This is a genomic window from Nocardia blacklockiae (genome assembly GCF_015477355.1).
In the GTDB taxonomy this organism is placed as follows: Bacteria; Actinomycetota; Actinomycetes; order Mycobacteriales; family Mycobacteriaceae; genus Nocardia; species Nocardia blacklockiae.
In genome coordinates, this window is record NZ_JADLRJ010000009.1 from 96,076 (window position 1) to 109,196 (window position 13,121).

At 70.0% G+C, this 13,121-nt stretch carries 12 protein-coding genes; 7 read left to right on the forward strand and 5 right to left on the reverse strand.

The features are described from left to right. Positions 1-5 precede the first annotated feature (5 nt). Positions 6-1,079, forward strand: coding sequence for a threonine aldolase family protein (locus tag IU476_RS25285; RefSeq protein ID WP_195104120.1), 1,074 nt, complete (start codon positions 6-8; stop codon positions 1,077-1,079). On the opposite strand, the gene IU476_RS25290 is transcribed toward IU476_RS25285, so the two are convergent. Beyond that, complete coding sequence (locus tag IU476_RS25290) at positions 1,066-1,851, reverse strand: maleylpyruvate isomerase N-terminal domain-containing protein (protein WP_195104121.1); 786 nt, start codon at positions 1,849-1,851, stop codon at positions 1,066-1,068. The two genes, IU476_RS25285 and IU476_RS25290, sit on opposite strands and share 14 nt — an antisense overlap. A 179-nt stretch (positions 1,852-2,030) precedes the next feature. Between IU476_RS25290 and IU476_RS25295 the strand changes: the two genes are divergently transcribed. The 5 genes from IU476_RS25295 (at position 2,031) to IU476_RS25315 (ending at position 7,005) form a co-directional block, all read left to right on the forward strand. Next, complete coding sequence (locus tag IU476_RS25295; RefSeq protein ID WP_195104122.1) at positions 2,031-3,248, forward strand: oxygenase MpaB family protein; 1,218 nt, start codon at positions 2,031-2,033, stop codon at positions 3,246-3,248. 260 nt (positions 3,249-3,508) lie between these two features. After that, positions 3,509-4,279 (forward strand): DUF6319 family protein, encoded by a 771-nt coding sequence (locus IU476_RS25300; protein ID WP_195104123.1) that lies wholly within the window; start codon positions 3,509-3,511, stop codon positions 4,277-4,279. A gap of 106 nt (positions 4,280-4,385) precedes the next feature. Further along, positions 4,386-4,841, forward strand: coding sequence for a group II truncated hemoglobin (locus IU476_RS25305; RefSeq protein ID WP_324194287.1), 456 nt, complete (start codon positions 4,386-4,388; stop codon positions 4,839-4,841). A 161-nt stretch (positions 4,842-5,002) separates the two neighbouring features. Continuing rightward, complete coding sequence (locus IU476_RS25310) at positions 5,003-6,748, forward strand: sodium:solute symporter family protein (protein ID WP_228824314.1); 1,746 nt, start codon at positions 5,003-5,005, stop codon at positions 6,746-6,748. Between the two features lie 11 nt (positions 6,749-6,759). Beyond that, a complete protein-coding gene (locus IU476_RS25315) occupies positions 6,760-7,005 on the forward strand; it encodes a hypothetical protein (protein ID WP_195104124.1) in 246 nt (81 codons plus the stop codon). Positions 7,006-7,106: 101 nt separating this feature from the next. Here the strand turns inward: IU476_RS25315 and IU476_RS25320 are convergent, their stop codons facing one another. Beyond that, the gene (locus IU476_RS25320) at positions 7,107-7,676 is read right to left on the reverse strand and encodes a TetR/AcrR family transcriptional regulator (protein WP_195104125.1); all 570 of its coding nucleotides are present in this window, start codon (positions 7,674-7,676) and stop codon (positions 7,107-7,109) included. A gap of 33 nt (positions 7,677-7,709) precedes the next feature. Between IU476_RS25320 and IU476_RS25325 the strand changes: the two genes are divergently transcribed. Next, on the forward strand, positions 7,710-8,756 hold the full coding sequence (locus tag IU476_RS25325) for a DMT family transporter (RefSeq protein ID WP_324194289.1): 1,047 nt from the start codon (positions 7,710-7,712) through the stop codon (positions 8,754-8,756). 116 nt (positions 8,757-8,872) lie between these two features. On the opposite strand, the gene IU476_RS25330 is transcribed toward IU476_RS25325, so the two are convergent. From IU476_RS25330 to IU476_RS25340, 3 genes are all read right to left on the reverse strand, one after another. Beyond that, positions 8,873-10,240, reverse strand: a complete 1,368-nt coding sequence (locus tag IU476_RS25330) for a PepSY-associated TM helix domain-containing protein (protein ID WP_195104353.1) — start codon at positions 10,238-10,240, stop codon at positions 8,873-8,875. 519 nt (positions 10,241-10,759) lie between these two features. Continuing rightward, positions 10,760-11,335 (reverse strand): hypothetical protein, encoded by a 576-nt coding sequence (locus IU476_RS25335; protein ID WP_195104126.1) that lies wholly within the window; start codon positions 11,333-11,335, stop codon positions 10,760-10,762. A gap of 58 nt (positions 11,336-11,393) precedes the next feature. After that, positions 11,394-13,052, reverse strand: coding sequence for an acyl-CoA synthetase (locus IU476_RS25340; protein WP_195104128.1), 1,659 nt, complete (start codon positions 13,050-13,052; stop codon positions 11,394-11,396). Between the last annotated feature and the right edge of the window lie 69 nt (positions 13,053-13,121).

Below are 13,121 nucleotides of genomic sequence, written 5' to 3' on the forward strand. Positions count from 1 at the left end.
TCGGGGTGACCGACGCCATCCGCCGACACGACGCGACCGTACGCGGCTTCGCCAGCGACAACTGGGCCGGAATCCACCCGGAGGTGCTGGCGGCGCTCACGCTGGCCAACGGCGGCCACCAAAGTTCCTACGGCACCGACGAATACACGATCGCGCTGCGGAAGGTGTTCGCCCGGCACTTCGGCGACCAGGCCCGGGTGTATCCGGTGTGCACCGGGACCGGCGCCAATGTCGTTGCGCTGCAAGCTCTGCTGCCGCGCTGGGGCGCGGTGATCACCGCCGAGACGGCGCACGTCAACTCCGACGAGTGCGGCGCGGCGGAGAAGGTGGCCGGGATCAAGATCTATCCGGTGGCCGCGCCCGGCGGCAAGCTCACGCCCCGGCTCGTCGAGAGCCAGGCCTGGGGGCGCGGTAACGAGCATCGCGCGCAGCCGCTGGCGATCTCGCTCACCCAGACCACCGAGCTGGGCACCTGCTATACGGCCGAGGAGATCCGCGTGCTCTGCGACCACGCGCACGACCTCGGCATGCTGGTCCACCTGGACGGCGCGCGCCTGTGCAACGCGGCGGCGACGCTCGGGCTGGGCCTGCGCGAGTTCACCACCGACGCGGGCGTGGACATCGTCTCCTTCGGCGGCACCAAGAACGGCCTGATGCTCGGCGAGGCCGTGGTGGTGCTGCGGCCGGACCGCATCCACGAACTCGAATACCTGCGCATGCTGACCACGCAGCTGGCGTCGAAGATGCGCTTCCTATCGGTGCAGTTCGAGGCGCTGCTCGGCGGCGACCTGTGGCTGCGCAACGCCGCGCACGCCAACGCCATGGCCACCCGGCTGGCCGCCGCGGTCCGCGCCGCCGGGGTGGACGTCGCCTATCCGGTGCAGTCCAACGCCGTGTTCGCGGTGCTCCCGCCCGAGGTCACCGCCCGACTGCGGCAGCGCTTCCCGTTCCACGTCTGGGACGAGGACACCGGCGAGGTCCGCTGGATGTGCGCCTTCGACACCACCCCCGAGGACGTGGACGCCTTCGCCGCCGCCGTGGCCGCGGAAACGGCGGGCGCGGGGCTCACACCAGGTTGATCGAATCCAGTACGCGCGCACCGAGTTCGGTGTCCCCGGTGACGGCGACCGCGCACGAGCGCCAGGGCAGCCGGCGGGTGCCCCACAGCGGGAACTCCGCGGCCAGCCCCGAGATCCGGGCGGCGGCCGTGGGCACCGGGCCGGGGCGCACCCGGACCCGGCCGTCGTGCGGCTCGAGGCACCAGCTGCCGCCGCCCGGCCCGGCCAGGGTCAGCGCGACCGGGGCGTCCAGCCAGCTCAGCGCCTCGCGATGAGAACGCTCCAACAGCGCCGTCAGCCAGGTGAGCACGCTCGCCATGCGGCGCGGGTCGGTGGGCGGGATGGGGCGATCGAGGGCCACGGCCAGGTCGTGGCGCAGGTGGGTGTGCCAGTCGAACACCAGCATGGCGGGCACGAGACGCAAGGGGTACCAGCCCAATTCGCCGAGGCGGAAGCGGAGCATATCGATTCCGGGCGCGGTCAGCACCGTCAGCGCCGCGCAGCCCCGCCCGCTCCACTTGGTGAACTCGGCGGTTACGTGCTTGGTCGAGTGCGAGCGCCCGGCATCCACCAGCTGTGAATTCAGGCGTTCGACATCGCGGGTGGTGGCGAGCGCGAAGGCGGTCGGCGTGACGAGCATCCGCGCGGTGACGGTCAGGTGGATCACCACGTCGGCGACCGACCAGCCGGGCGCCGCGCTCGGCGCGGCCAGATCCGCGACGCTCAGGTCCGCGCAGAAGTCGAGCACGGCCTGCCGCTCGTCGCGCAGCGCGAGCAGATGCCGTGCGCTCATCGGGTGGCTCCCGCGACCGCCCAGCTCCTCATGAGAAGCGCAGGCTACCGCGTGTCGTGCGCGGGTGTTGCCCGAACGAGGTCTTGACGCAATGAGAGAAAATCTACTAAATTCTTTCACAGACCGACGGGGCTGTCGTGCGCCGGTCGCACCCGGTACCAGCTCGAAGGGGAGCAGCGATGAACTCAGTTGTGCCGCACCGGCATCCCGAGACGCCGCGGCAGGTCCCGGGCCTGCGCCCGTTCGCCCGCCTGCTGCGCATCGGCAATCCGTCGCCGGACGAATGGCAGGCGCTGGGCGCGGCGCTGCTGGTCGGCGACGAGCCGATGGACCGGGTCGTCGACTGGATTTACACCGAGGGCACCGACCGCACCCGCCCGCTGTTCGAACGGGCGTTGCGGGAGGGCATCGCGGCGGTGCCGGAAGCGCCGGAGCCGCTGCGTTCGTTCTTCCGCCGCTACGAGACGCCGCCGGACTGGGTGGACTGGGACAAGATCCGTCGGGCCGAGCGGGTGTTCCGCACCGGCGGCACCGACGGTCTCTACATCGCCCGCGACGTGTCGCTGCTGGGCGGCTATCTGGCGTCGGGGTTCAACAAGACGCTCATCCGCACCGGCGCGCTGGAGAAGGGCCCGGCCGAACGATTCGCCGAGACCCTGCAGTGGGCACTCGACGTCACCTCCGACGACGGCATGCGGCCGCTGGGCCTCGGCTACCGCTCGACCCTGCACGTGCGGCTCATCCACGCGTTCGTGCGCCGGCACGTGGGCGCGCAACCGGATTGGGACGTCGCGGAGTGGGGTGTGCCGATCAATCAGACCGATATGGCCGCCACCCTCGTCGGCGCGCTGATCGCCCCGTTCATCGGCGCCATGCCGATGGGCATCGTGCCGGTGCGCGCCGATCTCGACGCCGCCGCGCATCTCGCCCGCTACGTGGGGTGGCTGATCGGCGTGCGCGACGAATGGCTGCCCGACGGGTTCCGGGACGCGGTGCGGATCCTGTACCACTGCATGACCGCCATCACCAACCCGGACGAGACCACCCCGCAGCTGGCCATGCCGATGGGCGACGATCCGCTCGGCTGGCACTATCGCAACTTCCCCGCGCTGCGCGGCCGGATCGCCCGCGCGCAGCACCTGTCGGTCGCGAGCACCTTCCTCGGGCCCCGGGCGATGCGGCAGCTCGGCCTGCCCGCCTATATGCCGCCCTGGTATCCGCTGCTGCGAATCCCGGTGAACCTCACCAAGAGTGCCGCCGCCCTGCTGCTGCCCGGCGGCGCCGAACGTGCCGCCGCGCGGGGCCGCCGCGAGCAGGAGGCGTTCCTGCGCAGGCTGATCGGCGAGCGGCCCGCGGTCATCGGCGACTCGGCCAAGCACGTCGGCCACGCCGCCTGACTCGTCGCGGCAGGGGATACCCCGAGCGGTCGACTATCGCTGTCGCGACGCGCGATTCGGGTCGCCCCGCACCGCGCGGCGCGGCGAGCGCCTACGATTCTTCTCGCCGGTCGGGATCGTGGACCGGGGTCGGTCGCGAACGTAACCCGGAATTTGCTTGCCCGCAGGCCGGCCGGCGATACCGCCGGGCGATGTGGACTTGTCGGTGCCATGGGGCATGCTCATGGCACGCAGATGTCTACCAACGCCCGGAGAGCACCATGTCGTCCCGTCGAACCAAGCCGCAACCCTTGTCCGACACCGAAATTCGGCAGATAGCCGCGGAGATCACCGGCGGCCGGCCGCCGATGGTGTGGTTCACCGCGGATGCGGTGGGTGTGCCGGAAGGCCGTTCGGGCAAGGTGGTCGCACTCGGTGATCCCACCGAGGGCGATTTCCTGCAGGTGCGGCCCACCGGCTCCAAAGATGTGCTGTCGTTCTCACCCACCGAGGTGACGCTGGCCAAACCGGTCCGCGCGAAACCGGCAGCGCCCGACCAGACCGCGAAGAAGACAACGGCAACCAGGAAGGACACCGCAGTGAGCATGCCGTCGACCGTGACCCAGTCACCGGCGCCAGCCGGCTCGGCCCCGGTACAGACCGCTGTCGCCGAGGCCGCGCCCAAGCCCGCCGCCCCGGCTTCCGCGCCCAAACCGGCCGCCAAGCCGAGTCAGGGCGCCGCCGCGCGCCCGGCCCAGAAGAGCACCACCTCCACCGCGCGCAAGTCCAAGACCCCGGAGGTCACGGTCACGCTGTCGGGCACCGCCGACGGCGAGTGGACCGTCGATGTGGTGCACGGCAAGAAGCGCACGCGCGGCCTGTCGGTGCCCGGCGCGACGGTGGCCCAGGCCGCCAAACTCCTGCACCCGGAGGTCGCCGAGGTGGTCGACGCGGTGCTGGAGTCGGTGCGAAGCAGCCAGCGCGCCAAGGTGGAACAGCTCCAGGCGGAATTGGAGCAGGCCCGCCGCGTCCTGGACGACCTGTCCGGTTAGCCCGCGTGCCGAACACCGATGCGCGGCGCGAGAAATCGCGCGCGCCGCGTAACGGTGAACGGCCCGCACGCCCGCTGCGCGCGGATTACCCTGTGTGGCAAGCAGAGTGCGTACCGAGAGCGAGGGCGCGATGGAAAGCCTGTACGAGCACGCCGGCGGCGACGCGGCGATACACGCGCTCGAGGAAGCCTTCTACACCAAGGCGCTCGCGGATCCCGTACTGCGCGAAGTATTTTCCGAACGCAAGCCCACCCATGTCGACTACCTGACCTGGTTCACCGCCGAATCCTTCGGCGGCCCAGACCGTTTCACCCGCAAACTCGGATTCGCGTACATCATCGCTGTCCATCGCGGATTGAAGATCACCGACGAGCAGCGGCAGCGCTTCGTGGATCTCTACCTGGCCACCCTCGACGAGTCCGGCCTGCCCGCCGACGAACCGTTCCGCGCCGCCTTCCGCGAGCACGTCGAATTCGGGTCGCGGGTGGCCCAGCAGAACTCGCACGCCGAGACCGACGAGCAGTTGCACCCGTTGCGCGAAGTCCCGCACTGGGACTGGTAGCCCGCCGGTGTCGTCCCGGTAGCGCGGCGGCGACGCACCCGAGAACGTAGGACACGGCTCGGCCGAGTCGCTGGTTCTGCCCCTGTGAGCGCTAACAACCCGCTAGGATCCGGATTCGGCCGATTGGTCGCCCGGTGATCCCATCGACAGGAGTTAGCTATATGTCGCCCGCCGCCGCAGAGCCGCCAGGAGTGTTCGATGCCGTGCTGGCCGGGGGTCCCGCACATTCGGTCCTCGCCGACGGCACCCAGCTCCGCCTGGATGCCGCACCCGTCGACTACATCCTGGTCGCGCTGTATTTCGTCTTCGTTCTCGGCATCGGCCTGCTGGCCCGCCAGCGGGTGTCGTCGAGTATCGACTTCTTCCTGTCCGGCCGCTCGCTGCCGGCCTGGGTGACCGGCCTGGCGTTCATCTCCGCCAATCTGGGCGCGGTCGAGATCATGGGCATGTCGGCCAACGGCGCCCAGTACGGCATGCCGACCATGCACTACTTCTGGATCGGCGCGGTCCCGGCCATGCTGTTCCTCGGCGTGGTGATGATGCCGTTCTACTACGGCTCCAAGGTGCGCAGCGTGCCCGAGTTCATGCGCCGTCGCTTCGGCACCGGGGCGCATCTGGTGAACGCCCTCAGCTTCGCGCTGGCCCAGGTGCTCATCGCGGGTGTGAACCTGTATCTGCTGGGCTCGATCCTGAACGTGCTGCTGGGCTGGCCGCTGTGGGTGTCGATCATCGTGGCCGCCGTCATCGTGCTCTCCTACATCACCCTCGGCGGGCTGTCGGCGGCGATCTACAACGAGGTGCTGCAGTTCTTCGTCATCGTGGCCGCGCTGCTGCCGCTGACCCTGGTCGGCCTGCACCGCATCGGCGGCGTCGGCGGACTGAAGGACAAGGTGCTCGGGCAGCCCGACGGCACCGAGCAGTGGCATTCCTGGCCGGGCAACGAGCTCAGCGGTTTCGGGAACAACTTCCTGTCGGTCGTCGGCATCGTGTTCGGCCTCGGCTTCGTGCTGTCGTTCGGCTACTGGACGACCAACTTCGTCGAGGTGCAGCGCGCGCTGGCGACCCACTCCATCTCCGCGGCGCGGCGCACCCCGATCATCGGCGCCTTCCCGAAGATGTTCATCCCGTTCATCGTCGTGATCCCCGGCATGATCGCCGCCATCCTGGTCCCGCAGATCGCCGACCTCAAGGCCACCGGCCAGGGCGACGCCACCTACAACCAGGCCCTGCTGTACCTGATGAAGGCGGTGCTGCCGAACGGCCTGCTCGGCGTGGCGCTCGCGGGCCTGCTGGCCGCGTTCATGGCCGGCATGGCGGCGAACATCTCGGCGTTCAACACGGTCTTCAGCTACGACCTGTGGCAGCAGTACGTGAAGAAGGACGAGCCGGACCAGTACTACCTGAACGTGGGCCGGCTGGCCACGGTCGGCGCGACCGTGATCGCGATCGGCACCGCGTTCATCGCCGGCAACTTCTCGAACATGATGGACTACCTGCAGACGCTGTTCAGCTTCTTCAACGCGCCGCTGTTCGCGACGTTCATCCTCGGCATGTTCTGGAAGAGGATGACGCCCACGGCCGGCTGGGTCGGCCTGGTGTTCGGCACGCTGTCGGCGGTGGTGATCTTCATCCTGCACCAGACCGACGTGTTCCACCTGTCGGGTCAGGGGTCGAGCTTCCTCGCCGCCGGTGTCGCCTTCGTGGTCGACATCGTGCTCAGCGTGATCGTCACCCAGGTGACCACGCCGAAGCCCGCTGCCGAACTGGTCGGCCTGGTGTACTCCGAGACCCCCAAGGAACAACTCAACGATCCCGACGCCGCCTCGCTGCCCTGGTATCAGCGCCCGGTGCTGCTCGCCGGCATCGCGCTGGTGCTCGTGATCGTGCTGAATGTTGTCGTCCGATAGGAAGTGACGCAATGCTTTTCGATATCCGCACCATCGTCGGCACGCTGATCGGGCTGTACGGCGTGATCCTGGTGGTCACCGGCCTGGTGAACCACTCCGACGCCGACCTCGCCCGCTCCGGCGGCTGGAACACCAACCTGTGGGCGGGCGTGGCCATGGTCGTGGTCGCCCTCGCGTTCCTCGCCTGGGTGCGCCTGCGCCCGGTCAAGGAACTGGTCCACCAGTCCGAGGCGCAGCCGTCGGAGCCCGCGGAGTAGTCGCCGCGCCGATCGCGCGGACCCGGTCGATCCCGTCCGGGAAGGCCGGGCCGCGCGAGTAGCGCTCCCGTTGCCGGGGCGATAGCTGTCGCGGTGCCGTGTCAGCGCAGCAGTGCCACCGCGGCCTCGCGGGCCTGCGCGATCGGGGCGGGGGTGACGCGCATGCCGTGGCAGACCAGCGCGCCCTCGTGGAGCACGGTGACGGTGTCGGCGACATCGTCCGGATCGGCCGCACCGGCCTGTTCCGCGAGGGTGCGGAACAGGTCGCGCATCCACTGTTTCTGCGCGACGGCCACCGCGTGGCCCGGGTGGTCGGCCGGCAGTTCGGCGTGGGCGCGGACCATGCTGCACCCTTTCGCGCCGCGGGTGGTCATCCACTCCTCGGAGGTGTCGAACACCGCGCGCAGACGCGTCGCCGGGTCGTCGGGGACCGCGGAGAGCCGCTGGTCCAACAGCTTTCGCCACTCCGAGTCGCGGGCGCGCAGGTACTCCGCCACCAGGCGCTCCTTGGAGCCGAAGCGGTCGTAGAGGGTGCGCTTGGTGACGCCGGACTCGGCCGCGATCCGGTCCACGCCGACGGCTGTGATGCCCTCGTCGTAGAACAGGCGCGCGGCGGTCGCGAGGATCTGCCGGGCTCGCGGGGTCCACTCGATCGTGTCCGAGGTGTCCACGCCTCGACTATACAGATCTGTATAGTCGAGGCGGTGGGTATACAGATCGGTAAGGTTTCCGGCCGGTCCGGGACGATCGCGCTGTCGGCCCTGTTCGTGGTGTGCTGGAGTTCGGGTTTCGTCGGCGCGAAGCTCGGCGGAGGCGAGGCGCCGATCGCGACCGTGCTGATGTGGCGGTTCGTGCCGCTGGCGCTCGTGCTGGTGCCCGTGGCCGTGCGGGTCGCCGGTATGCCACGGGGACGTGAGCTGGTTCGGACCGTCCTCGTCGGATTGCTCTCGCAGACCGGCTATCTCACGACGGTGTACTGGGCCATCGCGCTCGGCGTGAATACCGGGACCACCGCCTTGATCGACGGTGTCCAGCCGCTGGTGGCGGCCGCCCTGGTCGGCCCGCTGCTCGGCGTGGCGGTCAGCGCGCGGCAGTGGGCCGGTCTGGCGCTCGGGCTGACCGGCGTCGTGCTCGTGACGCTCGCCGATGCCGCCGCCGCGACCGGGGTGCCGTGGTGGGCGTACCCGATCCCGCTGGCAGGCATGCTCGCCCTCGTCGCCGCCACCGTTGTGCAACGGCGCCTGTCCCGTCCACCTCCGATGATCACCGGCCTGACGATCCAATGCTGCACCAGCGCACTGGTTTTCACCGCGGCCGCCCTTCTCTCCGGCACCGCGCTACCCCCGCCCGAGCCGCGCTTCTGGCTCGCGACACTGTGGCTGATCGTCTTCGCCACCCTCGGCGGCTACGGCCTGTACTGGCACCTGGTCGCGAAACTAGGCATCACCCAGGTCAACTCGCTGATGTTCCTGATGGCCCCCACCACCGCGGTCTGGGGCGCCCTGATGTTCGACGAATCCTTCACCGCGATAACAGCCTTCGGCCTGGCGGTCGGCACCGCCGCAGTCGCCGTCGTGAATATGCCGGGCCGCAACGGCTCTCGTGGTCGTCCGCTGCGCGGCTGGTACCGGCGGGTGTGGTCGGCCCCCTCAAGGAGATCCCTGGTCTCGTCCGGGTGCGACGAGGACGACAGGTCACTCGTATGCGCCCACCACACCCGCGCGGTCGGTCGAGCTCCGGAACGGTCGTAGCCGATCCGGACGATGCTCGTGGTCTGCGCGGTGAGTTCGGCAGTTCTCACCGGCGCAGGCACGAACCGGGCATTCGGTGGAGGTGCCGAATGCCCTGCGCGGCAACTGTTATCGGGTCAGGACACGGTGCGGCGGCGCTGTATCAGGCCCACGACCACGTCGACGGCCACGAACGCCAGCAGGCTGAATCCGAGCAGCGGCGCGAACCAGCCGATCGCCACGGCGACGGCCGGCACCGTCACCAGGAGGATCAGCGGGGCCCGGCGCAGCGTGCCGCGGCGTGGCGGCCTGCCGACGGCGAAGCGGCCGCCCGTGCGGGTGGGCCTGCGCCGCCACCACATCAGGTAGCCGCGCGCGATGACCGTGATCAGTCCGATCATCGTGGCCAGCAGCAGCAACTGGTTGGCGAGCCCGAACAGCATGCCCATGTGCAGCTGGATGCCCCAGTTGGCGAGCTTGGCGAGCAGCGGCCAGTCGCCGTACCGCAGCACGTCGGTGACGTCGCCGGTGCGGCCGTCCACGGCGACCGCGTCCTGGGTGTACACCCCGGACAACCGGCGTTCCTGCGCCACGAAGGCCGTGCCGTCCGCGGCCGGGATGCTGATCTCCAGCGGTCCCTCCAGGCCGTGGCCGCGCGCGACCGCGTACACCTTGTCCACCTGCGCGGCCTTGTCGGCCGGCACCGGTGCGCCCATCGCGTGTCCGCTGCCGTGCTCGGCGTGCTCGCCCGTCGGCCCGGCAGGCTCGGCCGCGCCCGGCAGCGCGGCGCTCACGGCCGGTTTCGTCCAGCTGAACTCGGCGCGCAGCTCCTCGATGTGCGCACCGGCGTAGGTGGACCAGGTCATGCCCGTCGCGGAGAGGAACAGCAGCGGCACCAGGATCCAGAAACCCACCGACGCATGCCAATTCACCGTCCGGGTGCGTCCGGCGCGCGACCGGTCGGGCCACGCCAGCCAGGCGGGGGAGCGTCGCTCCCGCCGAGTGCGCACCCGTCGTATCCAGACCACGAGTCCCGCCAGCGCGATTACCCACAGCCACGAGGCGGCCATCTCGCTGTAGAGCCGTCCCGTCTGCCCCAGGTGCAGATCCCGATGCAGCAGGTCGATCCAGGTACGCGTGGGCAGCGCTCCGGAACTGCCGTACACGACGCTGGTCCCGACCGGCCGCGCGGTGGCCGGATCGATGAACACCGCCCGCCGCTCGGACTCACCCAGCGCCGGATCGCTGAAGATCACCCGCGTCGTATCGCCCGCGTCCTGCGCGGGCGCAACGGCATTCAGCGCCAGCCCCGGCTGCTGCGCCACGGCCGCAGCGATCTGTTCCGACAGTGGCCTGGCGGGCCCCGTCGAATCCACGTGCAGCAGACCGCGATCCACGATCGACTCCACGGTCGGCGAGATCGCGTACAGCGCCCCGGTGATCGCGGCGATCAACACGAACGGCGCGACGAAGACACCGGCATAGAAGTGCAGCCGCATCGCCATGGCGGACAACGCCGCCCGCGCCGTCGTGGGAGGGCTCGGTGTGTCCGGGGCGGGCTTGTCGGACGAGACCGAGGCCGATGCGTCGGACGGCTCGGGTTCGGGCGGTTCCGTGGCCGGAACCGGGGTATCGGTGATGCTCAAGGAAGTGCTCCTGTTCGAGGGGCACCCGTACGCGCCGTCTCCGCGGGTCCGCACTGCGGAGCCACGAATCATGCACCGCCGTGGGCACATTCGCGTCGATCCGAGCGGCTACGGCAGCCGACTTGCCCTCATCGACAAGTCCGGCCTGCCGCGGCAGTGCCCGGCTCATTCCTCATCGACACGGTGCGAAAGTGACGTCGACACGGCTCCGGCGCGTGCCGGACGCGAGCGGCGAGAGACCGCCACACGCGCCACGGGCATCCGGAGATCGAAAACCGCGCGCCCGCACCGGCACAGCCGTATGAGCGAAAGCGCGAGGCGACGACACACGCAGCGTCGTGCACGAAAGATGTTCGTGCGTACGGGTGTAGGGGTAGTTCAGCCTCGAACGAGCAGCGGCGGCCCGCGCGTGCGGAACACGTCCGCGGCGAAGACCCGCAGAATGACGCGGTCGCGGTAGGTGGTCCGCAGCGGCCGCGGCCCAGCGATCGCCGGCGACCGGAGCAGCTCCGGCAGGACCCGGGACAGCGCCGTCCCGATCCGGTACGTCGCCTCGGCCGCGTGGATCACCAGCGCGGCACCCAGCGCGGCGACGACGTGGGCGCACAGCATGCCCGGCGTCCACATCGACGCGCCGTGCGACATGCCCGCCATGCCGAACGACAGCACGGCGTGACCCAGCACCTGCCCGCCCACGAGCGCGACCGCCAGCCCGCCCCGCCCGTGCGGCAGCGGCCCGGACACCAGCGCCCCGACCACCGTGCAGGCGGCGACCAGCAGTGCCAGCGTGGTGGTCCCGACCGGCATGCCGCCCGACGCCCATCCGTGCGCCGCGATCGACAACGCCCCCGACACCGAACCGGCCGATGCCCCGCGCAACCGCGCCGCCGCCGTGCGGCGCAACCGTGCCGCCGCGGCGTCGCGGGCCGGGGGCCGGCCGGAATCGATGATCACTTGCTGATGATAACGGACCGGTTACCGCCGTTTACCCCGCTCGCGCAGAGCGATCCGGCTATTCCGCCGCCGGCTCCATCTCCACCAGCGGCTTGCGCAGCAGCTTGCCGGTGGCATTGCGGGGCAGCTCGTCGAGGAAGATGACCTCGCGCGGCACCTTGTAGCGGGCGAGGTTGGCCTTGACGAAGTCCTTGATCTCCTGCGGGTCCCGGTTGGAGTCGGGGCCCGGGACGACGATCGCGCGCAGCCGCTTGCCGTAGTCGCGATCGTCGACGCCGACGACGGCGGCCTCCAGCACGTCGGGGCGGTTGGCGATCAGGTGCTCGACCTCCTGCGGGAAGACGTTCTCGCCGCCGGAGACGATCATGTCGTCGTCGCGGCCGTCGATGAACAGCAGCCCGTGCTCGTCGAAGTGCCCGACATCGCCGGAGGACATCATGCCGTCGACGGTCTCCTTGGTGCGGCCGTCGGTGTAGGCCTTGAAGGAGTGCGCGTTGTCGATGAAAATCGTGCCGGTGACGTGCGGTTCGGTGATCCGCTTGCGGTTCTCGTCGTAGAGCGCGAGGCGGATGCCGACCGGCGGGCGGCCCGCGGTGGTCGGCGCGATGCGCAGGTCCTGCGGGCTCGCGACGGTGATGACCGCGCACTCGGTGGACCCGTAGACGTTGTAGAGCACGTCACCGAAGTAGTCCAGGGTGCGGGTGACCACGTCCGGCGGGATCGCCGAGCCGGCGGCGAAAAGCATTCGCAGCGAAGACATGTCGTACTTCGCCAGCGTCTCGGCGGGCAGGTCGAGCATGCGCTGCAGCATGGTCGGCACCACCACCAGCGAGGTCGCCCGGTACTTCGTGATGTTGGCGAGCGTCTTCTCGGGGTCGAACTTGCGCTGCTGGAACACCATTCGGTTGCCCAGCGCCAGCCCGAGGGTGAACTGCGAGAGCCCGGTGGCGTGGAAGATCGGCGCGGCGACGACCATGGTACCGTTGCGCGGCAACGGAATTCGGTCCAGGAACTGCGCGGAGATGAAAACGCTCACCTTCTCGCGCGGCGCGCCCTTCGGGGTGCCGGTGGTGCCCGAGGTCAGGATGATCATGCCGCCCGGCTTCTCCGGCGCGGGCATCGGAGCGGGGGATTGCCCCGCCATCAGCGTGTCCAGCGTCGGAATCGACGGGTCGACCCCGTCCTTCTCGTCCACCCAGGTGAGGATGCGCGGGATGTCGTCCGGGATCGCGCCCATCAGCTCGACGAACTCGCTGTCGTGCAGGACCGCCTTGACCTGCTCGCGCGCGGCGACGTCGGCGAGCTGCGGCTTGGCGAAACCGGTGTTCATCAGCACGGCGCGCACGCCGAGCTTGCCCGTGGCGGTCAGGCTCAGCACCATGCCGCGGTGGTCGCGGGCCAGCACGGCCACCACGTCGCCCTGGCCGAGACCCTGCGCGGCCAGGCCGCGAGCGACCTGATTGGACTGCGCGTCGATCTGCGCGAAGGTCAGCTCGCCGCGTTCGTCGACGATCGCGGGCGCGTCGGCGTTGGTCCGGGCGGCGTGCATGATGACGCCCGCGAACGGACCGAACTTGCTGACATTGGTGGCGGAGCTGAGCGCATGGTCGAGGCGCAGCGGGTTGAACAACCCGCGCTTGCGCATGGCATTGACTCCCAGAGCCATATCTCCGGCCTTGCGGAGGGCAGTGCTGACTGACGGAAGGACAGCTGACATAGGTACAACCTTCCGCGGCTACCGCCGATGAAGCTGGCGGACCGCAACATCGAGATCCAGTGCGCTGCT